At 73.4% G+C, this 23,118-nt stretch carries 22 protein-coding genes; 15 read left to right on the top strand and 7 right to left on the bottom strand.

The annotated features are described in order from the left end of the window. The first annotated feature begins 110 nt into the window (after positions 1-110). Positions 111-656, top strand: a complete 546-nt coding sequence (locus ACIBKY_RS15050) for a TetR/AcrR family transcriptional regulator (RefSeq protein ID WP_397097228.1) — start codon at positions 111-113, stop codon at positions 654-656. Here ACIBKY_RS15050 and ACIBKY_RS15045 read toward each other — a convergent pair. Both ACIBKY_RS15045 and ACIBKY_RS15040 read right to left on the bottom strand, forming a co-directional pair. Next, positions 594-2,069 (bottom strand): wax ester/triacylglycerol synthase family O-acyltransferase, encoded by a 1,476-nt coding sequence (locus ACIBKY_RS15045; protein ID WP_397097227.1) that lies wholly within the window; start codon positions 2,067-2,069, stop codon positions 594-596. The two genes, ACIBKY_RS15050 and ACIBKY_RS15045, sit on opposite strands and share 63 nt — an antisense overlap. Before the next feature lie 134 nt (positions 2,070-2,203). Continuing rightward, the gene (locus ACIBKY_RS15040) at positions 2,204-3,247 is read right to left on the bottom strand and encodes a sulfite oxidase (RefSeq protein ID WP_397097226.1); all 1,044 of its coding nucleotides are present in this window, start codon (positions 3,245-3,247) and stop codon (positions 2,204-2,206) included. Between the two features lie 613 nt (positions 3,248-3,860). Here ACIBKY_RS15040 and ACIBKY_RS15035 point away from each other — a divergent pair. Then, positions 3,861-5,006, top strand: a complete 1,146-nt coding sequence (locus ACIBKY_RS15035; protein WP_397097225.1) for a hypothetical protein — start codon at positions 3,861-3,863, stop codon at positions 5,004-5,006. A 252-nt stretch (positions 5,007-5,258) separates the two neighbouring features. Here the strand turns inward: ACIBKY_RS15035 and ACIBKY_RS15030 are convergent, their stop codons facing one another. Genes ACIBKY_RS15030 through ACIBKY_RS15020 form a run of 3 tightly spaced genes read right to left on the bottom strand, consistent with a single transcriptional unit; the run spans position 5,259 to position 7,797 of the window. Next, entirely contained in the window at positions 5,259-5,597 is a 339-nt protein-coding gene (locus ACIBKY_RS15030; RefSeq protein WP_397097224.1) for a hypothetical protein, read from the bottom strand. 37 nt (positions 5,598-5,634) lie between these two features. Next, positions 5,635-6,312, bottom strand: coding sequence for a hypothetical protein (locus ACIBKY_RS15025; RefSeq protein ID WP_397097223.1), 678 nt, complete (start codon positions 6,310-6,312; stop codon positions 5,635-5,637). A gap of 30 nt (positions 6,313-6,342) precedes the next feature. Beyond that, positions 6,343-7,797: an ankyrin repeat domain-containing protein gene (locus tag ACIBKY_RS15020; RefSeq protein WP_397097222.1), complete on the bottom strand. Its 1,455-nt coding sequence runs from the start codon at positions 7,795-7,797 to the stop codon at positions 6,343-6,345. A gap of 323 nt (positions 7,798-8,120) precedes the next feature. On the opposite strand from ACIBKY_RS15020, the gene ACIBKY_RS15015 reads away from it, so the two are divergent. The 7 genes from ACIBKY_RS15015 to ACIBKY_RS14985 are packed head-to-tail and all read left to right on the top strand — an operon-like array spanning position 8,121 to position 14,913. Then, positions 8,121-8,285, top strand: coding sequence for a hypothetical protein (locus ACIBKY_RS15015; RefSeq protein ID WP_397097221.1), 165 nt, complete (start codon positions 8,121-8,123; stop codon positions 8,283-8,285). Positions 8,286-8,296: 11 nt separating this feature from the next. Then, entirely contained in the window at positions 8,297-9,256 is a 960-nt protein-coding gene (locus ACIBKY_RS15010) for an alpha/beta fold hydrolase (protein WP_397097220.1), read from the top strand. A 10-nt stretch (positions 9,257-9,266) separates the two neighbouring features. Beyond that, positions 9,267-9,773 carry a GNAT family N-acetyltransferase gene (locus ACIBKY_RS15005; protein WP_397097219.1) on the top strand — a complete coding sequence of 169 codons (507 nt, stop codon included), beginning with the start codon at positions 9,267-9,269 and terminating at the stop codon, positions 9,771-9,773. Next, entirely contained in the window at positions 9,766-10,497 is a 732-nt protein-coding gene (locus tag ACIBKY_RS15000) for a class I SAM-dependent methyltransferase (protein WP_397097218.1), read from the top strand. Before ACIBKY_RS15005 ends, ACIBKY_RS15000 begins: the two co-directional genes overlap by 8 nt. 37 nt (positions 10,498-10,534) lie before the next feature. Next, positions 10,535-13,573: a BTAD domain-containing putative transcriptional regulator gene (locus ACIBKY_RS14995; RefSeq protein ID WP_397097217.1), complete on the top strand. Its 3,039-nt coding sequence runs from the start codon at positions 10,535-10,537 to the stop codon at positions 13,571-13,573. Between the two features lie 3 nt (positions 13,574-13,576). Next, the gene (locus ACIBKY_RS14990; RefSeq protein ID WP_397097216.1) at positions 13,577-14,728 is read left to right on the top strand and encodes a cytochrome P450; all 1,152 of its coding nucleotides are present in this window, start codon (positions 13,577-13,579) and stop codon (positions 14,726-14,728) included. After that, the gene (locus ACIBKY_RS14985; RefSeq protein ID WP_397097215.1) at positions 14,722-14,913 is read left to right on the top strand and encodes a ferredoxin; all 192 of its coding nucleotides are present in this window, start codon (positions 14,722-14,724) and stop codon (positions 14,911-14,913) included. The genes ACIBKY_RS14990 and ACIBKY_RS14985 overlap by 7 nt, the downstream gene beginning before the upstream one ends. Here the strand turns inward: ACIBKY_RS14985 and ACIBKY_RS14980 are convergent. Further along, the gene (locus ACIBKY_RS14980) at positions 14,832-15,488 is read right to left on the bottom strand and encodes a TetR/AcrR family transcriptional regulator (RefSeq protein ID WP_397097214.1); all 657 of its coding nucleotides are present in this window, start codon (positions 15,486-15,488) and stop codon (positions 14,832-14,834) included. The genes ACIBKY_RS14985 and ACIBKY_RS14980 overlap by 82 nt on opposite strands. 53 nt (positions 15,489-15,541) lie before the next feature. On the opposite strand from ACIBKY_RS14980, the gene ACIBKY_RS14975 reads away from it, so the two are divergent. The 6 genes from ACIBKY_RS14975 to ACIBKY_RS14950 all read left to right on the top strand — a co-directional run bounded on the left by ACIBKY_RS14975 (position 15,542) and on the right by ACIBKY_RS14950 (position 21,963). Continuing rightward, positions 15,542-17,110 carry an ABC-F family ATP-binding cassette domain-containing protein gene (locus ACIBKY_RS14975; RefSeq protein WP_397097213.1) on the top strand — a complete coding sequence of 523 codons (1,569 nt, stop codon included), beginning with the start codon at positions 15,542-15,544 and terminating at the stop codon, positions 17,108-17,110. Positions 17,111-17,495: 385 nt separating this feature from the next. Beyond that, entirely contained in the window at positions 17,496-18,434 is a 939-nt protein-coding gene (locus tag ACIBKY_RS14970) for a winged helix-turn-helix transcriptional regulator (protein WP_397097212.1), read from the top strand. A gap of 31 nt (positions 18,435-18,465) precedes the next feature. Continuing rightward, positions 18,466-19,044 (top strand): hypothetical protein, encoded by a 579-nt coding sequence (locus ACIBKY_RS14965; protein WP_397097211.1) that lies wholly within the window; start codon positions 18,466-18,468, stop codon positions 19,042-19,044. 174 nt (positions 19,045-19,218) lie between these two features. Continuing rightward, positions 19,219-20,604 (top strand): PepSY-associated TM helix domain-containing protein, encoded by a 1,386-nt coding sequence (locus tag ACIBKY_RS14960; RefSeq protein WP_397097210.1) that lies wholly within the window; start codon positions 19,219-19,221, stop codon positions 20,602-20,604. Positions 20,605-20,617: 13 nt separating this feature from the next. Further along, the gene (locus ACIBKY_RS14955; RefSeq protein ID WP_397097209.1) at positions 20,618-21,169 is read left to right on the top strand and encodes an MFS transporter; all 552 of its coding nucleotides are present in this window, start codon (positions 20,618-20,620) and stop codon (positions 21,167-21,169) included. Between the two features lie 86 nt (positions 21,170-21,255). Beyond that, entirely contained in the window at positions 21,256-21,963 is a 708-nt protein-coding gene (locus ACIBKY_RS14950) for a copper resistance protein CopC (RefSeq protein WP_397097208.1), read from the top strand. 98 nt (positions 21,964-22,061) lie between these two features. Here the strand turns inward: ACIBKY_RS14950 and ACIBKY_RS14945 are convergent, their stop codons facing one another. Further along, positions 22,062-23,021, bottom strand: a complete 960-nt coding sequence (locus ACIBKY_RS14945) for an LLM class F420-dependent oxidoreductase (protein WP_397097207.1) — start codon at positions 23,019-23,021, stop codon at positions 22,062-22,064. Positions 23,022-23,118: the final 97 nt, after the last annotated feature.

The raw sequence follows: 23,118 nt of genomic DNA, 5'->3' as shown, positions 1-23,118 counted from the left end.
GTTTGCGACATCGATGTCGCAAATACTACATCAATGTACGATGGGGTGTGTACGGTGATCTTCCCTGGACGGCATGGCAGGCGTGTCAGCCGTGGCGATATCGTTCGGCTGTGGTGATCGGTGACGCGCGCACGCGCATCCTGGACGCGGCCGAGGAGTTGTTCGCGGGCGGTGGCTACGAGGCCACCCCTACCGCGGTCATCGCCAAGCTGGCGCGGGTGCCCAAGGGACTGGTCTTCCACTACTTCCCGCGCAAGATCGACGTGCTGGTGGCGCTGATCGACGAGCGCACCCTCGTGGAGGAGACGAAGGAAGTCGACGCCGTGCCGGGCGATCCGGCGGGCACGCTGTCCAAGCTGGCCCGCAGGCTGCCGCTGCGCGCCTCACCGGCGATGCGGCGCATCCTGTTCCGCGAGGCCGACACCCACCGCTCGGTCAAGGACCGCCTCGGGCGGCTCAACGGCGAGCTGATCAGGCGTTCCAGGTTCGCGCTCGAACTCGCCCTGCCCGGCCGGCGCGGCGAGAGCGCGCGACTGGAGGTGGCGGCGGCCACGTTCGCCGCCGTCCTGCTCTACCAGGAGAACCTCTGCCAGCTAACCGGACACCAGATCGACCCCGACGCCGTCGCCGAGCTCATCGCCCACTCGCTCATCTAGCAGCTCGTCCAGCGCGGCGCGCAGGTGGCGCGGCAGCGACCAGACGTCGTCCAGCCGCTCCGGGCAGGCCACGACGCCGAAGTCGAGCATGCCGTCATAGGAGAAGCAGGTGATGTTGACCCCGCCGCTCAGGTCGGTCAGCACCGAGATCGGGTAGTAGGACAGCACCCTCGCCCCGCACAGATACAGCGGGAACCGCGGGCCCGGCACATTGCTGATGATCAGGTTGATCGGCGGGCAGGCCACCGCCGCCAGCCGGAAGATCGCCGGGGAGGCCAGCCGGGTCACCGGTGGCGGCAGCAGCGAGCACAGCTCGTGCAGCCAGCTCGACGAGGCCGCGGCGAAGCGCCGCTTGGCCGCGCGCATCATGGAACGGGTCGCGTGCAGCCGCGCGTGCCGGTCGGCCACGTTCGTCGCCAGCGGCGTGACCATGGCCGAGATGTGGTTGCCGACCAGTTGCCGGGCGCCCGCCGTACGCACCGCCACGGGCACCGCCGCGATCAGCGGTTCCTCCGGCAGCGCGTCCCGATCCCGCAGCCAGGTCCGCAGCGCGCCCGCGCACAGCGCCATGACCACGTCGTTCACGCTCATGCCGTGCCTCTTGGCGACGTCCTTGACGTCCTTGAGCGGCACCGAGCAGAACGACAGCCGCCGCTCGGCGCTGATCGGCCCGTTGAACGGCGTGCGCGGCGCCATCAGGCCGGGCAGTTCCGGCCGCGGTCGCCGGTCGCCGGCGACGAGCCTGGCCGCCTGCGCGATCTGCCGCGCGCCGGGCAGCCCCGCCGCCAGCGGGATCGCGTCGAGCTCGCCTGCCGCCCTGGCGAGCGAGCCGAGGGCGCGCACGGGGTGTGCGGCCGTGCGTACGGCGGCGCCGTACAGCATGCCCGCCAGACCCGGGCCCCGCTCGGCCGGTGGCGGCGTGACGTCGATCACCCGTGGCTCCGGCGAGAGGTCGAGCAGGGCGGCGAGCGTCTCCGCGCCCGAGACGCCGTCGATGGCGGCGTGGTGGACCTTCGTGTAGACCGCGACCCTGCCTCCGGTCAGGCCGCGCAGCAGGTGCATCTCCCAGAGCGGGCGGGTGCGGTCGAGCTGCCCGGCGTGGATGCGGGCGACCGCGTCCGCCAGCTGATACTCGCCTCCGGGCGCGGCCACTTCCGTCTCGAACAGGTGATTGGCCAGGTCGAACGCCGGGTCCGGTTCCCAGTAGGGATGGTCGAGGCCGAACGGCACCTCGCTCAGCCGCAGGCCCAGCGCGGGCGACAGGTGCATGCGCTCGCGCAGCAGCGCGGCGAGCGTCTCGCGGTCGAGGACGCCGCCGAGCGGGTCGAGGATGGCCAGCCCCGCCACGTGGGCGGAGGTCGTCGCGGACTCGGCGTTGAGGAACTGCGCGTCGAGTGCGGTCAGCTGGCGCATCGGCTCTTCTCCCGGGTGTTCGATTCGAGGTCAGCTTCACATCGCGGGGTTTCCGGGACGTTTCCGCGAGAGTCTTACAGATGAATTCGGATGCTCCGCGCGGACCCGCAGCTCAGCGACTCGGTGACAATTGTCTATCCATGGATAACGGTAATGGGGTGTCTTACCGCGGCGTCGAAGTGATACCCGAACTCGTGCCGCGGCCTTTTCCGTTGCTGCGTCGCGCCGCTCGCGTCGGTGGCCCTGACGAGGATCGACCGCTCGCCCAGGCGCCTCGGCACCCACGTGATGTGCCACGGCAACCAGGCGCTGACCAGGTGCGGGCCGCGGTGTTCCGCCCGGCGCCAGGTCCGCCCGTCGTCGAAGCTCACCTCGACCCTGACCACCCGGCCACGGCCCGACCACGAACGGCCGCGCAGCAGTTGCGGGCGGCCGAAGGGTACCTGCGCGTTCCAGCCGAGTTCCAGCGCGCTTTTCACCGGGTTCACCGTGACGTCGCGGTAGAACTCCGTGTTCCACGGGGTGAACAATTCACGCGTGGCCACTTCGATGTCTCCGAGCCATTTGATGGACGCTATTCCCACCCATCCCGGCACCACCAGGCGTACCGGGAATCCGTGGTCGGGCGGGAGGGGGTGGCCGTTCATCTCGTAGGCGACCAGGACGTCGTCCATGGCCTTGCCGGCGGGCAGGGGGCGGCGTACGTGGCCGTGGTGTTCAAAGGGGGCGTCGAGGCCGGTCGGCAGCACGTCCACGGCTCTGGCGGTGATGTCCGAGCGCTCCAGCAGGTACCGCAGGGGCACACCGCGCCAGCGCGCCACCCCGATCGCGCCGAGAGCCCACTGCGTGCCGGGGGCGGGCTCACCCTGCTGGGTGCCGTAGAAGCGGCGGCCGTTGCCCGCGCATTCGATCGCCGCGTCCAGCGTGCGGGCGGGCATGGCGCGCAACTGGTCGTAGGTGTACGCGCCCGGACATCGCACACCGTCGCCGTGGATGGCCAGTTGCCAGGTGGCGGGGTCGATGGACGGGGTGAAGGTGTGGTTGCGGACGAAGAAGCGGTCGGTGGGGGTATGGAAACCTTGGCCCGCCATGGCGTCCCAGCGCATCTCCGCGCTCGCGCCGTGCGTCCTGAAGAGCTCTGGGGGGAGCGGCTTGACGATGGTCGCGGTGGCGTACATAACTCCCCTATTCCCTACCAGTTAACTAGCCAATCCCATCCTATGGTGTGACCTGCGTGATCGTCGACTCTCACCTTTGGATACGTGCCCCCGTGTGTCTCTCCCGAAAACGTGTGCCTGGCTCGTAACTGGGTCTGTGGGGGGTGGGGTTGGGCGTGCATAATCGGCGCAAGCGCTTGTCAGCCGTCAGCGGAGCGAGGCCGCCATGCCCCCCACCCCAGACCCCAGCACCCCCGCCCAGCCCTCGAACCCCCCACCTGCCACGGACCCGCCGTTACCGGAGCAGCGGCACGCGACGTCATCCACGGACTCGCCGTTACCGGAGCAGCGGCACGCGACGTCATCCACGGACCCGGCGCCACCGGAGGGTGTGGAGCCTGCCGCAGGCACACAGCCGGAGACACCCGGCGACGCGGCTCCCCAGACGCCCGGCGACGCGGCTCCCCAGACGCCCGGCGACGCGGCGGCTCCCCAGGGTCGAGGGCCGGAGTCATCCGGTGGCGCCGCGTCCTCTGCGGGTGGGCGGCCGGAGCCGTCCGGAGGTGGGCGGGCTTCGCGGGCAACTCCGGAGAGTGGGGATCCTGTGGGCGCGGGGGTGCCGGGGAGTCTGGTGGTGCTCGCGGTGTTGTCGGCCGGGGCGGGGGCCGTGCATTTCGCGGCCATGGGGGAGCACTTCGCCATGGACTGGCGGCATGGGGCGTTCTTCGCGGTGGCCGGGTGGGCGCAGGTGCTCTGGGCGGCGGTGGTCCTGCGTCGCCCCGCGCGGCCCGTGCTGCTGGCCGGGATCGTGGGCAACGCCGCCATCGTGGCCCTGTGGGGAGTCAGCCGCACCCTCGGCGTTCCCTTCGGCCCCGGTGCGGGCCGGCCGGAACCCGTGGGCGCCCCGGACGTGCTCGCCACCGCCCTGGAGATCGTCCTGGTCTGCTGCGCTCTCGCCCTGCTGGACCGGACCGCGCGCCCGGCCGTTCCCAGCCGGTCGGGGCGGATCGGGGCGGGGCTGGTGGCCGGGCTGGTGGTGGTCGCGGTCGGTACGGTCTTCCTGCCCGTCTTCGGCACCCACGGCCACGCCGTACCCGCGGACCAGGCGGACACCACGGCGGCGGGAGGCCACCAGCACGGCACCGACCAGAGCACGGGCACGGGGCCCGGCACCGGCTCGAGCACGGATACGCGGCCCGGCACGGACCCGAGCGCCGATCAGCAGGGTGGGCACCAGCATGGCGACCAGGGGCCGGTGGTGCCGCCGAGTGAGGGGGAACGGGCGGCCGCGGACCTGGCCGTGGCGGCGGCCAAGCAGGAACTGCCCAAGCGGTGGCCCACGTTGGCGGCGGCCACGAAAGCCGGGTTCGCCGAGTCGATCGACACCGGTGGCGTCGTTCACCTCACCAAGATGGCGTGGATCATGGACGACCGGGTGCTCGACCCGACCCGCCCCGAAGCGCTGGTGTACTACCGCAAGCCGGGCGGCGGCAGCATCCTGCTGGGCGCGATGTACATCATGCCTCCGGGTGCCCAGGGCCCCAGAATCGGCGGCTCCCTCACACACTGGCACGCCCACGACGACCTCTGCGGCCTGCCCGGCGGCGGCGTGGCCGTCCTGAACCCGGACGGCACCTGCCCCAAGGGCACCACGAAGCTCCCCGCCACCCCCGAAATGCTCCACGTCTGGGTCGTCGACTATCCCGAGGGCCCCTTCGGCGACGCCACCGCCCCAGCTCTGCGCACCGCCATCACCACCCTCCTGTCCAAAGGCGCCTGACCTCCGCCGCCCGTCGTCTCCCGCCTGCTGCCCGGCCCCCACGCGACCTGGCCCGCCTCCGGGCGTGGAGGACCGAGAGGGGCAAGAGCGTCACGGAGGCGCCAGGATGCGCGTCTACCGCGGGATCCGCGCGGATCGCCCGGTCGGCGAGGTCGCGGGCGATCCGGACAGCCGTGCTCGCTGGCCCGTGGAGTTCGTCGGTCACCAACCCGGCCCGCGCGGGTGAAGTCACGGACGGGGCGGGTGAGCGGGTCAGGGCCGGGGGTCCCGGGGCGGGGCATCGGGTGTGGCCGGAGGGGGCTGGGGCGGGGCTTCGGGTGTGGCCGGAGGGGGCTGGTCGGCGAAGGTGATGATGAGGTATCGGCCGTTGGAGTAGCTGACCACGCGTTGGCCGAGCATGTCGCTCACCCGGCGGGCCACGTTCTGGAACAGCTCCACCAGTTCCGGGTTGTCGGCCGCCACCCGGAAGTGACCGTGGGAGATGAGCTGCTGGGCGACGAAGGGGGAGAAGTTGGCCTCACTTCTGGCCATTTCCTCCGCGGTGAACGGGGTTCGCCGGAATGCGGGCTGGGCGCCGAAGGACTGGGTCATCGCGTGCCTTTCTTCTGGTGGGGGTTGTCGTGGGGGGTCAGCGGGCCGCCGTGGTGAACGGCTCGCCGGCGTTGAGCCTGCCGATCAGGCGCAGGACTCCGTCCCGGCCGCCATGGGCGGCAAGCCAGCGGCTGACCCGGCAGGCCGCCTTCGCGTACGTCTGCCGATCGGCCGAGGCCGCCCGCAGCCACTCCGCCAGCGTCACCGGCAGCGCCCCTGACGGCTCCACCAGGCAGCGGTCGCCGGTGGGGCCGAGGTAGCGCGGGTCGCCGGAGACCACCACCGCCAAGCCCTCGTCGAACCACTGCGGCACCTCCCCGGACAGCCGCGCGTGCAGCTCCACGTGTGCCATCTCGTGGGAGGCGATCACCGGATCGAGGCCGCCCGGCGACAGCATCACCGCGCGGTTCAGGACCGCCACGCCCTTCTCCTTGCCGCCGCCTATGCCCGCGTAGCAGGAGGCGGTGCCGCACGCGAGGACTCTCGGCGTGCTCACCCGACCGCCGTAGAAGTCGCCGACCAGCCGCCGGGCGGCGGCCACGGTCGCCAGGACCGGCCCGGCAGGCACGCCTTCCTCCACGTGGACGTCGTCACCGGCGGAGCTCAGCCCATAGCAGCCAGGACAGGCGGTGGCGGCCACCGACGGGTAGGCCCAGGCCACCCCGCCGACGGCCAGCACCAGCACGGTGACCACCGCGATGATGGTGATTCTCATGGAGGCAAGCCTGCCGGGTGGTGGGCGCGATTACATCAGCCCGGGGTATGTCATCCCCAGGTATGCGGCCACCTGCCGCTTGCCCCCGTACTCCGCCCAGCCCAGCGGCGTCGAGTCGTGCTCGTCGTCCTTCGCCGATGGGTCGGCCCCGAGTTCGAGCAGCGCCGTGACGGTGTCCACGTCGTCGTTCCAGGCCGCCAGGTGCAGGGGAGTGCTCCGCTCCCGGTGCCCGACGTCGAAGCCGAGCCCCGCCAGCAGCCGCACCACGTCCGGCCGCCCGTGCTCGGCCGCCCGGTTCATCAGGCCGGGCGTCTCGGTGAGCGCCCGCGCGAGCACCTCGGGCCCGAGGGCGGCGACCGCGCCGGCGTCGCCGCTCATGCACGCCGCCGCGAACGTCTCCAGCTCGTCGAGCTCCGGCCGCCGCGCCCCCGCCGCCGCCAGCAGCCCGGCCACCTCGCGGTGGCCGTGGACGAGCGCCAGCTCGTACGGCGTCCGCCCGCCGAACACCGGATGCGCACCCGGCCCGTCGACCGGCACGCCGTACTCCAGCAGAAGCTTGACCCGGCGCGGACCGCCACGCAGCGCGGCCGTCGCCAGTTCCTCGGCGAGCAGTTCGGCCGGCGAGGCCAGCTCGTGCCCGAGCCGCTCGCGCCACGGCCCGCCGTCGCCGCGGCCGAGCCCGTACTCCAGCAGCAGCTCCAGATGCGCGGTGTCGTCGGACCAGGAGCCGCCGAGTCCGAGGTTGTAGACGGTCTGGGCGTCGTTGGCGTCGGCACCGGCCGCCAGCAGAACGCGGGCCAGCCCCAGCCCGCTCGGGTGCGGCGGCTGGTCGCCCTCTCCACCGCCGAACGCGCCGGTCAGGGCGGTGAACGGCGACGGCAGCCCGTCCCACAGGAACCCGGCGTCCGGGTCGGCGCCGTGATCGAGCAGGACGCGGGCGGCCTCGGCGTACCGGCCGGGCCGCTTGAGCCGCGCGTAGGCCAGGTAGAGCAGCGGCTCCCACCCGAACGGGCCGCCCTCCGCGGTGGCGAGCGACGGCGCGGCGGCCAGCGCGGCGCGCAACGCGGACGCGGAGCCGGTGGCGGCCATCGTGAAGACGTTCGCCGTGGCCAGGGCGGGGTCGGCGGCGAGCAGCTCGTCGGCCTCGCGCAGGCGGCCGGGGTAGTCGTCGCCGTAGGTGAGGCAGGCCAGGCGCAGAAACTCGTCGGCCGGATCGGCGCCGGCGGGTACCTCGTGCGGCGAGCGGGTGTAGCGTCCGACGGTCTCCAGGTGCTTCATCAGCCGTCCCCAGCTGGGGAAACCGTGGCGGCGGGCAGTCACGAGCTGGGCGTCGGCCAGCTTGGGCGCGCCGGGTCGCCGGGGATGGAACTCCTCGACCATGGCCAGCGCCTCCGGCACGCCGGCGCGTACGTAGCGCAGCAGCGTCTTGGCCTGTTTGCGCAGCGCCTCGGCGCTGGGATGGTCGGGAAGACGAGAGATGGGCACGATGGCCTCCCTTCCGTATGCGTCTGACGTCCGCATGATCAGACCGGAAAAGAGGTCAGGCCTAACAACACACCGTGACCAGGTGGGCTTCGCCCTTCCCGCGGACCGGATGCGCCCTGACGCGCCCGTCCAGCATACATCCGGACAGTCCTGTGGCCGTCGCGCGCCGGCTCCGGCGCCCGTGTGGCCCAGCGGAACTCCCACGCCAGGACCGGCGCCGACCTCCACCCGATCAGGGAGGTGCCGCTCCGGACCTGGGAGTAGGGTCCTCCGCGTATGGCCGCCTGATCGCCGATCTCGACGCCGCCGGGGCCGGGTACCGCTTGATCGACCACGCCCCGGAAGGGCGCACCGAGCTGGTCGTGGATCCGGCGCTGCCGGCCGTACCGGAGATCTACTTCAACGCCGCGCGGCTGGATCGCTCGATGGCGTTGTGCACGAAGGACTATGTTCTCGTCGCCGCGCCCAGAGCCGAGCGCATCACTTAATACTGGGAAATATGCGCCACTCCGACTGGGGTACGGTCAGCGCCCGCTGGGCGGGCATTCGCAGCGAGACGGTCGACGTGCACGGCGCCGCCGTCCACTATCTCCGGGCCGGATCCGAGCGCGACGGCCCCGCGCACCTGCTGGTCCATCCGCTGGGCGGCAGCGCGACGCTGTGGATGGACCTCATTCCCCACCTGGCCGCCTCCGGCCCCGTCTACGTGCCGGACCTGCCCGGAACCCTGTTCGGCCACACCGAGCTGCCACATCCGCGCGCGGCCAGGCTGGCGCCGAACGTCCGTTTCCTGCGCGCCTTCACCGGCACGCTCGGGCTGGAGAAGGTGACCGTCCACGGCTGGTCGATGGGCGGGCTGGTGGCGGCGATGTTCGCCGGCCTCGCGCCGGATCGGGTCGGCCGCCTGGTGCTCGCCACCCCTGCCCTGCCCGCCCGGCTGCCGGAGAAGGAGGCGCGGTGGTGGCGCACGATCGGCCGCGCGTGCCTGTCGGCCGCGCAGCCGCTGGCCCGCACGGTCCTGCGCGCCGGCGCGCGTCCCCTCCTGGAGATGAAGATCAGGACGTACGCGGACCGTGACACGCTGACCGGCGGCGAGAAGCTGGTCGGCGGAGACCTGACCCGCCTGTCGCCGGAGATGACCGCGCTGATCGGCGAGGAACTGCGCACGGCGGACCCGGCCAGGCTGGGCGACACCGTCACCGCGATGACCTCGATCATGCGGGCGATCTTCGTCGACCCCGAGCCCGTCCGCGCGGCCCTCTCCCGGGTGAGCGCCCCCACCCTGGTCCTGTGGGGCGAGACGGACAACATCGTCATCGACGGCGCCCGCGAGGACCTGAACGTCCGCCGCCCCGACTGGACACAGCACACCCTCCCGGACACCGGGCACGTGTTCCCGCTGGAGGTACCCGGCGCGTACGCGGAAACCGTCGCGCGCTGGGCGGGGTCCGGCTCGTAGTCTTTGCCGGATGCAGCACGTTCTGACCACCGACCGGCTCGAACTCCGGCCCGCCGGCGCCGCCGACCTCGCCGATCTGCTCGCCCACTGGACCGACCCCGGCGTGCGGCGCTTCCTGTTCGACGGCGAGGTCCTCACCGCCGGGCAGGTGGCCGAGGCCATCGCGGCCAGTGAGCGCGACTTCGCCGCCTCCGCCTGCGGTCTGTGGCTGATCCGCGAGCGCGCGACCGGCGCCCTCGCCGGCACCGCGGGGCTGCGGCCGCTGGAGGATCTCGGCCTGGAGATCACCTACAGCCTGTCGCCACCCTTCTGGGGGTACGGCTACGCCACGGAGGCGGCCCGCGCGGTGGTCGAGCACGCCCTGGGCCCGGCCGGCCTGCCGGAGGTCCTGGCCGAGGTGGACGAGGGCAACACCGCCTCCATCGCCGTGGTGGAACGCCTGGGGATGACGCCGTTCGAGACGGTTCCCGGCCTGCTGGGGCCGATGATCCGCTACCGGAGGACCGCGCATGGCTGACCGCCTTTTCACGGAACCCCGCCTGGCCGAGCTCTACGACACGCTCTGCGCGGGACGCCCCGACTTCGCCTTCTACCTCCCGCTGGTGATGGAGGCCGGATCGGTGCTGGACGTCGGCTGCGGCACGGGCGAACTGCTCATCGCCGCCAAGGACGCCGGCCACGCCGGCCGCCTGACCGGCCTCGACCCCGCCGAGGCCATGCTCGGCGTCGCCAGGCGGCGTGAGGGCGTGGAATGGGTGCGCGGCGACCTGTCCACGTTCGGCCGGCGAGGCGCGTTCGACCTGATCGTCATGACCGGCCACGCCTTCCAGGTCCTGGTCGAGGATGACGAGCTGCGCGCCGCCCTGGCCGCCGTACGCGCGGCCCTGGCCGACGGCGGCCGCTTCGTCTTCGAGACCCGCAACCCGCTCGCCCGTGACTGGGAACGCTGGACGGGCGCCGAGATCACCGACGCCTCCGGCACACCGGTGCGCGTGGACGTGGAGGTGCGGCAGGTGACGGCGGAGCGCGTCACCTTCACCCAGACCTACACGAGCCCGGGATGGGAGCGCCCCGAGGTCAGCTGGAGCACCCTGCGCTTCCTCGGCGTGGCCGGGCTCGCCGCGTTCCTGACGGAGGCCGGGCTGGAGATCGAGGCCCAGTACGGCGACTGGAACCGCGAGCCCCTGACCGGCACCGCCCCGGAGATCATCACGTTCGCCCGCCGGGACGCCGCCGGGTAGCCCCGCGCCGGAGCGCGCCGGCGGACAGAATCGGGGTATGCGCTACCGCATCCTGGGCACGACCGAGGTGGCCGGCGAGCAGGTCAACGGGGACGGCCTGCGGGCGCTGCTCGCGGCGCTGCTGCTGGAACCCGGGCGGCCGGTCTCCGCGGACCGCCTGCGCGAGGTCGTCTACGGCGGAGAGGGGGCCGCGCCCAACGCCCTGCAGTCGCAGATCTCCCGCCTGCGGAAGTTCGTCCCGGTCGAGCGGGTCGGGCCCGGCTACCGGGTCAGCGTGGACCCCGACGACGTGGACGCCCACCGCTTCGCCCGCCTGGTCACCGAGGGGCGGCGGGCCGGCCGTACACCGGAGGCGGTGCGGCTGCTGGGCGAGGCGCTCGCGCTGTGGCGCGGCGAGGCGCTGGCGGGGCTGCCGGGCCTGGACGGCCACCGCGAGCGGCTGGCGAGCCTGCGCGCGGAGGCGCTGGAGAACCGGATCGAGGCCGAGCTCGCGCTGAAGGCCGAGCCCGCCCGCCTGATCGGGGAGCTGCGCACCCTGGTAGCCGCCGACCCGCTGCGCGAGCGCCCGCGCGAGCTGCTGATCCGCACCCTGGCCGCGACCGGCAGGCAGGTCGAGGCGCTGGAGTGCTACGAGGACTACCGCCGCCTGCTGGCCGGGCAACTCGGCACCAGCCCGTCGCCGGAGCTCAGAACCTTGCATGTCGCGGTGCTGCGCGGCGAGCACGCCCAGCGCCCGCTGATGGCCATGCCGGGGCCGCGCCGCCAGGTGAGCAGCTTCGTCGGCCGTGAACGCGAGCTCGCCGACCTGCGCGACCTGCTGCGCGAACACCGGCTGGTGACGCTCGTCGGCCCCGGCGGCTCGGGCAAGACCCGGCTGGCCGCGGAGGCGGTGAGCGGGCCGCTCGCCGAGCGCGTCTGCTTCGTCGAACTCGCCCCGGCGGCAGGGGTAGGGCAGGCCGTACTCGGCGCCCTGGGCGGCGCGTTCACGCCCGGCGGCGACCCGGTCGCCATCCTGTCGGGAGAGCTGCTCCTGCTCGTGCTGGACAACTGCGAGCACCTGGTCGACGAGGCCGCCGCCCTGGCCGACCGGGTGCTGGCCGGGGCGCCCGGCGTACGCGTGCTGGCCACCAGCCGTGAGCCGCTCGGGCTCGACGGCGAGGTCAGCCTGCCGCTTCGCCCGCTCGCGCTGCCCGCCGAGGGCGCCGACCTGGCCGAGGCGCTGGACAGCCCCGCGGTGAGCCTGCTCATGGACCGCGCGCGGGCCGCGGACCCGCACTTCGCCGCCACCGACGCGGTCGTGCGGATCTGCCGCGCCCTCGACGGCCTGCCGCTGGCGATCGAGCTGGCCGCCGCCCGGCTGCGCGCGCTGTCGGCCGAGGACCTGGCCGAGCGGCTGGAGGAGCGGCTCGGCGACCGGCTCGACCTGTTCGGCGCCGGGCTCCGCGGCGGCCAGGCCCGCCACCGCACGCTGCGGGCGGTCGTGGCGTGGAGCTGGGAGCTGCTGTCGGCCGACGAGCAGCGGCTGGCCGCGCGGCTGTCGGCCTTCCCGTCGGGGGCCTCGCTCAAGGCGGCGGAGCAGGTCTGCGGCGCCACGCCCGGCCTGCTCGCGGCACTGGTGGACAAGTCGCTCGTCCAGGCCGATCAAGGGCGCTACCGGATGCTGGAGACCGTGCGCGCCTTCTGCGCCGAGCATCTGGGGGAAGACGACGCCCACGCCGTACGCCTGGCCCATGCCGAGTTCTTCGCCGACATGGCCGTGCGGGCGGAGCCGTACCTGCGCAATCATCGGCAGGCGGGCACGATGGCCGGGCTCGCGGCCGAGCACGACAACCTGCACGCGGCGCTGCGCTGGGCGATCGCGGCCGGGCGGCCCGCGACGGCGCTGCGGATCACCGCGGGGCTGTGGCTCTACTGGTGGCAGCGAGGGCTCGGGCAGGAGGCCGCCCAGCTCACCTCCGCCGCGCTCGCGCTGCCCCGGGCGGAGGAGTGCGGCGCCCACTACGTGATGTCCGTGCTGCAGGTGGCGTCGGCGGCCGGTCCGCGCGCCCAGCTCCGCCCGCTGCTGGAGCGGGCCGAGCGGCTGGCCGAGCGGCTGGGGCCGGTGCCCGAGTACCCGCTGATCCAGATGGTGCGCCCCTATCTCGCCGTCGCCGAGAGCGACTACGGCGCGATCGTGCCCTCGCTCCTGACGGCCACCACGAGCTCGCAGCCGTGGTCTCGCGGCTTCGCCCACCTGCTCCTGGCGCAGGTACGGCTGGGCGGCGGCAACCAGGTGAACCAGGCCTCCGGGCACCTGAGCAGCGCGCTGACCGCCTTCCGGCTGGCCGGCGACGGCTGGGGCGCGGCGCAGGCCCTGCTGCAGATGGCCGAGATCGCCGGCTGGCGGGGCGAACACGCGCGCGAGCTGGCCCTGACCGAGGAGGCCATGGCGCTGACCTCGGTCTTCGGCGACGCGGAGGACACCGTGTTCGTGCTGGCCCTGCGGGGCTCGGTCAAGGCCAGGGCGGGCGACCTCGACGGCGCCAAGGCCGACCTGGAGCGGGCCGACGTGCTGGCCAGGTCGAGGAAGGGGCCGGAGGTGATGGCCGCGGCCACGTACGTGCGGGCCGAGGTGGCCAGGCTCGAAGGCGACGGCGGACGGGCCGCCGAGCTCTACCGCGAGGCGCTGACCGGCTGCGGGCACACGCTCTGGGTGGGGGAGGAGGAACTGCGCGCCCGCGTCCTCATCGGGCTGGGACAGGTCGCCGGCGACGAAGGGCTCTTCCGCGAGGCGTTCGACATCCTCCTGCGCACGCTCGACGTGCCGGCCGCCGCCGGCGCGGTCGAGGGCATGGCCGGGCTGGCGCTGGCCGCAGGCGCCGCCGAGCGGGCCGCGACGCTGCTCGGGGCGGCCGGTACGCTGCGCGGGCTGCCGGGTACCGACGCCGCCGGCGTCGAGGCGGAGACCAGGCGCGTGCTCGGCGACGCCGCGTTCTCGCTGGCCCACCGGCGGGGCGCCGGGATGGACCGCGAGGAGATCGTCGTGCTCATGTCAGCGCCGCGTGCGGGCGCCGTCAGCCCCGCCACCCACCGTTGAGGCATGAGACAGCTTCCGATGACGCGCTCCTGCCCGTTCAGCCCGCCGGACGGGGCCACCGACGAGGCGTTCGGCAAGGTGCGGCTCAACACCGGCGACGAGATCTGGTACGCCACCAGCCACGACCTGGTCCGACGGCTGTTCGGCGACACCCGCTTCAGCTCCGAGGTGGAGGGCGGCCAGCAGGGCGTACCGCTGTACAAGGCCGCGCCGCCGCCGGGGATGTTCGTCCAGATGGACCCTCCCGGGCACACCCGGATACGCCGCATGCTCACCGGCCGCTTCACCCTCCAGCGCATGAACCGGCTGCGGCCCAGGATCGAGCAGATCATCGCCGACCAGCTCGACCTCGTGGAGAGGCAGCCGCGGCCGGTTGACCTGGTCGAGCACTTCGCGCTGCCGGTGCCGACGCTGGTGATCTGCGAGCTGCTCGGCGTGCCGTACGCCGACCGCCGGACCTTCCAGATTGCCAGCGTCAGGCTGCTCGACACGAACCTCGACATCGAGACGGCCACGGCGGCGCTGGAGGACTTCGGGGTCTTCCTCACCGAGCTCGTCGCGGCCAAGCGCGCCCGGCCGGGGGAGGGGCTGCTGGACGACCTGCTCGCCGGCACCGACCTGACCGACGAGGAGGTGGCCGGGATCGCCGTGCTGCTGCTGATCGCCGGGCACGAGACCAACGCCAGCGTGCTGGGCGTCGGCACGCTGCTGCTGCTCCAGCGGCCCGACCAGCTCGCGCTGCTGCGCGACGAGCCCGAGGTCGCCAAGACCGCGGTGGACGAGTTGCTGCGTTACCTGTCGGTCGTCGACACGCTCCTGTTCCGGCGGGCCTCGCAGGACCTCGAACTGGACGGGACGACGATCCCGGAGGGCGACTTCCTCACCGTCTCGCTGGCCGCGGCCAACCGGGATCCGTCCCTGTGCGAGAACCCCGACGTGCTGGACCTCACCCGGCCGCGTACCCACCACCTGGCCTTCGGGTTCGGCCCGCACCAGTGCCTCGGGCAGAACCTCGCCAGGATGGAGCTGGAGATCGCCTTCCCCGCGTTGCTGCGCCGCCTGCCCGGGTTGCGGCTGGCCGTACCGCCGGAGGAGGTGCCGAAGCGCGTGGGGATGCTCGTGTACGGCGTGGACCGGCTGGAGGTGACGTGGTGATCGTCGTGGACCGGGAGCGGTGCGCCGCCTCCGGGCAGTGCGCGATGTGGGCGCCCGAGGTCTTCGACCAGGATCCCGAGGACGGCCGGATCGTCCTGCTCACTCAGGCCGACGGCCCGCAGGTGCGGCGCGCGGTCTCCGGCTGCCCCACGGGGGCGATCACGCTCATGCCGTCGAGCAGGTAGCCGAGGCCGCGGGCGAAGGTGGCCGCCCAGTCGTGGGCCAGGCCGTGCGCGGCCAGCGTGGGATAGGGGCGCAGGTGCTCGGTGAGGTCGGCGGCGCCGTCGTGGGCCTGGAGGGTGACCGAGCCGATCACGAACGTGGACAGGCTGTGCGCGGCCGCCCGCACGTCGGGCAGCCCGGCCTCCTCCAGCGTGCGGTAGAGGAAGTCGGTACGGCCGAGCGCGTTCGGCCCCATCATGGGCCGGTCGAGCAGCGTGATCGACCACGGATGGCGCAGCATCGCCGCCCGCCAAGCCGAGCACAGCCGCTCGGCCCGTGCCCGCCAGTCGCCGCCGGAGGGCAGCTCGGCCTCGCCGAACACCGCGTCGAGTGCCAGGTCGAGGACGTCGTCCTTGGTCTTCACGTGCCAGTACAGCGTGGTGGAACCGGTGCCGAGCCGTTCGGCCAGCCGCCGCATGGTCAGCCGGTCGATGCCCTCCTCGTCGAGCAGGGCGAGCGCCTCGGCCACGATCCGCTCGATGGTCAGCACCTGGCGGGCGGGTTTGCGGGGCCGCAGCCACACGTTCTCGTCGCTCACCCGGCCGATAATACGCTGTACGCCGACCGGACCCATGGTCTAGTAATAGAACAGTGAGCCATATCGAGGTCGACGACCTGACCTACGTGCTGCCCGACGGCCGCCTGCTGCTCAACGAGGTGTCGTTCAAGGTCGGCGAGGGCGCCAAGGCCGCCCTGGCCGGCCCCAACGGCGGCGGGAAGACCACGCTGCTGCGCCTGATCGCCGGTGAGCTGCGGCCCACCTCCGGGCGGGTGCGCGCCGGAGGCGGGATCGGGGTGATGCGCCAGTTCCTCGATGCGGGCAGCGTCGGGGATCTGCTGCTGTCGGTCGCGCCCGCGGCCGTCCGCGCCGCCGCCGCGTCGGTGGGCAGGACCGAGGCGGCCCTGGGCGACGACGAGGCGAGCCAGCTCGCCTATGCCCAGGCGCTCAGCGACTACGCCGACGCCGGAGGCTACGAGCTGGAGGTCGTCTGGGACGTGTGCACGACGGCGGCGTTCGGCCTGCCGTACCCGTCGGCGCGGGAGCGGGACGTGCGCACGCTGTCGGGCGGCGAGCAGAAACGCCTGATGCTGCACGCGCTGCTGCGCGGCCCCGACGGCGTGCTGCTCCTGGACGAACCGGACAACTACCTCGACGTACCCGGCAAGGAATGGCTGGAGGGCGAGCTGCGCGCCTCGGCCAAGACCGTGCTGCTCGTCTCGCACGACCGCAGGCTGCTGGCCGAGGTCGCCGACCGGATCGTCACCGTCGAGGCGCGCGGCGTGTGGGTGCACGGCGGCGGCTACACCGGCTACCCCCAGGCCCGCCGCGACCGCGCCGCCCGCCTCGACGAGCGCCGCCGCCGCTGGGAGGAGGAACGCGCGAGGCTACGCGGCGCCGTCCACACGCTGCGCCAGCGCGCCACCCGCAACGACGCGCTGTCCGGGGCCTACCAGTCCGCCGTGACCCGGCTCGCCCGCTACGAGGAGGCCGGCCCGCCGGAGCGCCCGCCGAAGGAGCAGAACATCCGCATGCGCCTGCGCGGCGGCCGCACCGGCAAACGCGCGCTCACCGTGCGCGACCTCGCCCTGCCCGGCCTCGTGCGCGCCTTCAGCACCGAGATCTGGTACGGCGAGCGGATCGGCGTCCTCGGCCTCAACGGGACCGGCAAGTCACACTTCCTGCGGCTGCTGGCCGGGGAGCCGATCGTCCACACCGGGGCGTTCACCCTGGGCGCCCGGGTGCGGCCAGGATGGTTCGCGCAGACCCACCTGCGCCCCGACCTGCACGGCCGCCCGATCGCCGAGCTGATCATGGCGACGTACGGCGTGGAGCGCAACGACGCGATGTCCGCGCTGGCCCGCTACGAGCTGGCTCCGGCGGGCGGCCAGCACTTCGAGACGCTCTCGGGCGGGCAGCAGGCGCGGCTGCAGATCCTGCTGCTCGAGTTGTCGGGGGCGACGTTGCTGCTGCTGGACGAGCCCACGGACAACCTCGACCTGGCCAGCGCGGAGGCGTTGCAACGGGGGCTGTCGGCCTACGAGGGCACCGTGCTGGCCGTCACCCACGACCGCTGGTTCGCCGCCGACTTCGACCGCTACCTCACCTTCACCGCCACCGGCCACGTCCACGACTCCCCCAACCCCGACCTGACCTCCTAGCAGCTCCCGACACCCCGACACCCCGACAAGCCCGGCACCACGGCACCTCCGACATCACGACACCCCGACACCCGCGCTGCCCGCGACCTCCGGGTGCCTCAGGAGGTCCGGGAGCGCCAGGGCGACCTGCGCGGGGGCCGGCACCCGCGCTCCAGGGGGTGAACACCCGCGCGGCCACATCACGGGAGGGCGTGACCTGGGTACCGGAGGCAACGGGACGCGGGTGCCGAGGCGCTTCGGGCGCCGGGGGGCGTGAGGGGCGCGAGGGGCGGGTGGAGGCCGGGCGAGGGGCGGAGGGTGGGCTGGCATGCTGGGGATGGCGTGTAACACCGGTAGCGTCGAGCGGTAGTTTGACGCGGCGGACAACGTGTAGCGGAGTGGGTGGATGGAAGCGGAGCGGCCCAGCGCGATCGGGCAGGCGCTGCTGGCGGTCAGCGACCAGTGGACGATGCTCATCCTGCAGCGCGCCTTCCTGCTGCGCCTGCGGCGCTTCGCCGACTGGCGCGACGAGCTCGGCATGTCGGAGTCGGTGCTGTCCAACCGGCTCAAGGAGATGGTGGCGGGCGACCTGCTCAGGCCGGTGCCCTACCGGGAGCAGGGACGCACGCGGACCGAGTATCTGCTGACCGAGCGGGCCATCGAGCTGTGGCCGGTGCTGGTGGAGATCTGGTCGTGGGAGCGGCGCTGGGTGCCCAGGCGGCATGGGCTGCCGGAGCTGGCGCATGACGTGTGCGGGAGCCGTACCGACGTCGAGCTGGGGTGTCTGGGGTGCGGGGCGGCGCCCGTCGGCGCGCGCGACACCGAGACGTCGCGTGGGGCGGCCACGTTCGCCCAGGTGACCGTGCCGCGCCATCATCGCAGGATCGTGCGCGCCGGGGACGATGACCCGCTGTCGTATTTGCCGGAGACGTTCGAGCTGCTCGGGGATCGGTGGAGCACGGTGGTTCTGGCCGCCGCCTTTCTGGGGGTACGGCGGTTCGCGGACTTCCAGGCCGAGCTGGGGGTGGCGCCGTCGGTGCTGTCCAGCAGGCTGCGGCGCTTCACTGAACTGGGCGTGCTGGACGTGGAGGAGCCGGGGGCGCGGCCCCGCTACCGGCTGACCGGCAAAGGGCTCGGCTTCTTCGGGATCTTCGCGTTTCTGGTCGAGTGGGCGAAAAAGTGGTACGAGGGGCCGGCGGACACCGATCTGCGGTTCACCCATCGGGCCTGCGGGCGGCCGTTTCTGCCGTATCTGAGGTGCGGGTCGTGCGGGGTGGCGCTGAGCCGTACCGAGGTGCACTTCGTGATCCCCGAGCGGCGGTTGCCGCTGGCCGGGACCGCCTGAGGCTCGCGGCGGGCTGTGGCATCATGTGCGGGTGCATGTCGGCCGGCCCGTTCTGCGCGCTTTGCGCGCCACCGTGTTCGCGGTGGCCTGCGTGCTGGCCTCGCTCACACTGCACATGCTGGCCGGAGGCGCACAGGTACGGCCCGTCACCCTCGGCCTCGCGCTCGCGCTGACCTGGGCCGGGGCCTACCTTCTCGGCCGCCGCCAGCGTGGCGGGGAACTTCTGCTCGCCGCGAGCTTCGCCGCCCAGTACGGCATGCACCACCTGTTCACCGCCGGTGCCGTGCCCGTGGCCGCCCCGGTGGCCGCCCATGGGCACGGCGACGGGCTCGGCAACGGCCTGGGCATGTTCCTCATGCACACCGTCGTCGCCGTGATCTCCGCCTGGTGGCTTGAGCGCGGCGAGTGCGCGCTGGCCCTGCTGGCGCATCTGGCCGTCGCCTCCGTCGGCGGTCTGTGGGCCCGGCTGTTCGTCCTGCTGACCGCCACGCCGGAGACCGGTTCCACCGGGCTGGCACCGGTCGAGGACGAGGGCACGCTCGCCCCGCGTGCGCCCTTCGTCACGATCGTCTCCCGGCGCGGACCGCCGCTCGTTCTCTCCGTTCACTGATCCCGGGCAACCCCGCCCGGGAGCTCCCGGGCGTCTGCGCCCGGGCGTAAGGCCGTGTGCTCCGGCAGCCGCGGCCTCCACGGGTGTCCTCCTCGATCAGGGCCGCGTCCGAACCCCCTGACCGGATCGCGCGTACCTCGCTGTGCGCGCCACCGGCCGAACGGAGAAACCACCATGAGCTCCTCCACCGACGTCATCGAGCGGACCGAGAGCGTCGATCCACCCCCCGCGCGATCGGCGAGCTGGCCGGCGCTACGCCCGCTCGTGCTGCGCCTGCACTTCTACGCCGGGCTCCTCATCGCCCCGTTCCTCCTGGTCGCGGCCACCACCGGCTTGCTGTACGCGGCGTCGTACCAGATCGAGAAGATCGTCTACTCGCATGAGCTGACCGCGCCGCCCGGCGGCCCGAGCCTGCCCCTGGAACGCCAGATCGCCGCCGCCCGCGCCGCACACCCGCGGGCCCCGATCACCGCGGTACGGCCCGCCGCCGAACCCGGCGAGACCACCCGCGTCCTGCTGGACGTGCCCGGCCTGCCGGCCAGTACCCAGCTCGCGGTCTTCGTGGACCCGTCCACCGCCCAGGTACGCGGCTCGCTGGAGAGCTACGGCAGTTCCGGCGCGCTGCCGGTGCGCGCCTGGATCTCCCATCTCCACCGCAACCTGCACCTGGGCGAGCCCGGCCGCCTCTACAGCGAGCTCGCGGCCAGCTGGCTCTGGGTGGTCGCGCTCGGCGGCCTGCTTCTGTGGGTCGGCCGCAAGCGGCGCAAGGGCACCCGCCTGCGCCGCCTGACCACGCCGGAACGCGGCGTCGCCGGCCGGCGGCGCGTCCTGTCCTGGCACGGCTCGATCGGCCTGTGGGTGGTGGTGGGCCTGGTGTTCCTGTCGGCCACGGGTCTGACCTGGTCGAAGTACGCCGGTGACAACGTCGACCGCCTCCGCACCACGCTCGGCTGGACCACGCCGTCCATCGCCACCGGCGGCGAGCACGGCGCCCACGCCCCCTCCGCCGGTGGCGGGCACCAGCATGGCGGCGGCGACGTCGGTCCCGACCGGGTCACGGCGGCCGCGGCGGGCCGGGGGCTGTCCGGGCCGCTGGAGATCGTCTGGCCGGCCAAGCCCGGCGAGCCGTACCTGGTCAAGGAGTCCGACAAGACCTGGCCGCAACGCCTGGACCAGGTGGCCGTCGACCCCGCCACCGGCCAGGTGCGCGCCGAACTGCGCTTCGCCGGCTTCCCCCTCGCCGCCAAGCTCACCCGCTGGGGCATCGACGGGCATCAGGGCCTGCTGTTCGGCCTGGCCAACCAGATCGTCCTGATGCTGCTCGCGGCGGGCGTCATCACCATGATCGTGCTCGGCTACCGGATGTGGTGGACGCGCCGCCCGAAACTCGGCGGCTATCCGCGCGGCGGCTGGCGCGGCGTGCACTGGGCGGTTCTGGTCCCCTTTGCGCTGGTGGCAGTGGGTGTGGGGTACTTCCTTCCGCTCCTGGGTATCTCCCTGTGCGCGTTCCTGCTGCTCGACATCGTGCTCGGGCGGGTTCTCGCGGGCAGGCGCGGCTGACACTATGGCGGATGTGTCCCCTCGGGATCCGAGCCTGCGCCTGATCCGCGCCGCCGTGTTCGGCATGGCGTGCGTCGTGGTCTCCGCGGGAGGACACCTGCTGGCCGGAGGCGGCGCCATCGCGTCGTGGGCGCTCGCCCTCGGCGGCGCCGCCTCCCTTGCGCTCGCCCTGGTGCTCGGCGGGCGCGAACGGAGCCGCGAAGGAGTCCTGGCCGCCACCGCCGGGACGCAGATGCTGCTGCACCTGCTGTTCGCGCAGACGTCGGCGCACGTCGTCGTGCCCGACCACGGGCATCCGCGCCCCGGCATGGCCGTGGCCCACTTCACGGTCGCGCTGCTCACCGGGTGGTGGCTGTATCGCGGCGAGAGCTCCGTGTGGACCCTGCTGCGCCTGTGGTCCGCGCCGCCGCCGCGCCTGCCGCGGCTGCTGGCCGCCGCTCCCGTGCGGCTGCCTTCCACGGTACGGCCGGCCGTACCGGAAGGTGAACCGGAACCCCGCGGGCGGCGTGAGCTCGCCGCGGTGGTGCACCGGCGCGGACCCCCGGGGCCGTCGCGCGCCGGCTGACGTGCGCCGGCGCCACAGGCGTCCATCCGGTGTCCCCGGCCTTCGCAGGTTCTGCGGGCCGGGTCGTTTCCATGGAGTTTCAGACGATGGCGAAGCTGCCGCGTTCCATCCTGACCGCGGTGATCTGCGGTCTTGTACTGATCTTTCTGCCCACCGCCGCTCTTGCCCACGACGCGCTCAAGTCGAGCTCGCCGGGCAAGAACGCCAAGGTGAAGTCGCTTGAGGAGATCGAGCTGGAGTTCACCGCCAAGATCCGCATGCCCGTAGTGGTGCTGCGGGACAGTGGTGACAAGCTCGTTCCCTTGAGCAAGCCCGTCGCCGACGGGAAGACCGTCACCACCGAGGTGCCCGAGGCGCTGGCCGCCGGGCGCTACGTGATCGGCTGGCGGGTGGTCTCCTCCGACGGGCATCCGATCCAGGGGGAGATCCCCTTCACCGTAACCGCCCCGCCCACCCCCTCATCCGACCCCACTCCCTCCGACACCGCCTCCTCCGAGACGTCCGGCCCCGCTGAGGCCACGTCCACCGCTCCGGCGCCGCCGGTGGAGAGCGCTTCCGCACGGCCCGCCGATCCGGGGCAGGCGGCGGCCGCGGCCCAGGAGGGTCAGGGGCTGCCGGGCTGGATCTGGGTGGTGGCCGCCGTGCTGGTGGTGCTGGGTGCGGGCATGTGGTTCGCGGGCTCCCGCCGCCGCACCGCCCCCGACGGCCCCACACCCGGCAAGCCGACCGACGGCGGCCTGGCATCCGGCCAGCCGGCCGAGGACGGTCCGGAGCGGGGTGGCCCGACCAGCTGACGCCTTCACGATCCTGACGCGTAGAGACCAGGACGCTTCTGTGACCCGGGCGTCACCAACGCCGGGATGCCCGGAGCTCACGACAGGCTGTGGGTGGCTCAGGGGGCCGGTATGCGGGAGGCGAGGGTTTTGAGGGTGGCGGTGCCGGCGGGGTCGCGGTCGGTGCTGACCGGCACCAGCGCCACCTCGTCCACCCCCGCCCGCGCGTAGGCCGACAGACGGGCGGCCACCCTGTCCGCGTCGCCGAGCAGTGTCACCGAGGCGACCAGCTCGTCCGGCACCGCGGCCAGCAGTTCGCGCGGGTGCGGGCCGGTGCGCGCGTAGGCGACCACGTCCGCGAACCCGGCCTCGGCGAACATCTCGCCGTAGCCGGGCGCGGGCAGGTAGCCGACGACGGCGCGGCGGACGCGGTCCACGGCCTCGCGGTCGGGGTCCACGGCCGCGCTCACCCAGGCGGCCACCGAGACCCCGGGGTTGAGTGCGCGTACCTGGGCGGCCAGCCGTCCGGCCGACGCGGGGGTGACCAGGTTGAGCACCATCCGGTCGGCGCGGGCGGCCGTGCGTACCGCCGACGGCCCGAAGGCCGCGACGGTCAGCCGTGAGCGCGGCGCCGGCAGCCTCAGCCGGTAGCCGTTGCTGGTCACCGACTCGCCGGTGAACGCCGACCGTTCACCGTCCAGCAACGGCCGCAGAGCCTCGACCGACTCCCGCAGCGCGGCGGCCGAGCGTGCGCGGGAGCGTCCGTGCCAGCCCTCGACGACGAGCGGGCTCGAGGTGCCCAGCGCGACGTCCACCCGCCTGCCGGTGAGCGCGGCCACGGAGGCGGCGCCCATGGCGATCGTCATCGGGTCCCGTACGGTCACCGCCAGCGGCCCGACCGTCAGCCCGATCCGGCCGGTGGCCAGCCCGATCGCCGTGGCCAGCGCGAACGCGTCATAGGTGGCCATCTCCCCGACCCAGAGCGACGGGTACCCGAGGGCGTCGGCCGCCCGCGCGGTCGCCAGCGCCTCCTCGGCAGGCCGGTCCTGCCACAACCCGAGCGAGACGCTGAGACTCAACCCGAGCGCGCCGCCGGGCCACCCAAGGGACCCGCTGGGCTGCCCAAGGGACTCACTGGGCTGCCCAAGTGACCCGCTGGGCTGCCCAAGTGACCCG

The organism is Nonomuraea sp. NPDC050394 (assembly GCF_044459065.1).
GTDB lineage: Bacteria > Actinomycetota > Actinomycetes > Streptosporangiales > Streptosporangiaceae > Nonomuraea.
Note: the sequence above shows the minus strand (reverse complement) of the source record. Positions and strands in the feature narration are given on the sequence as shown.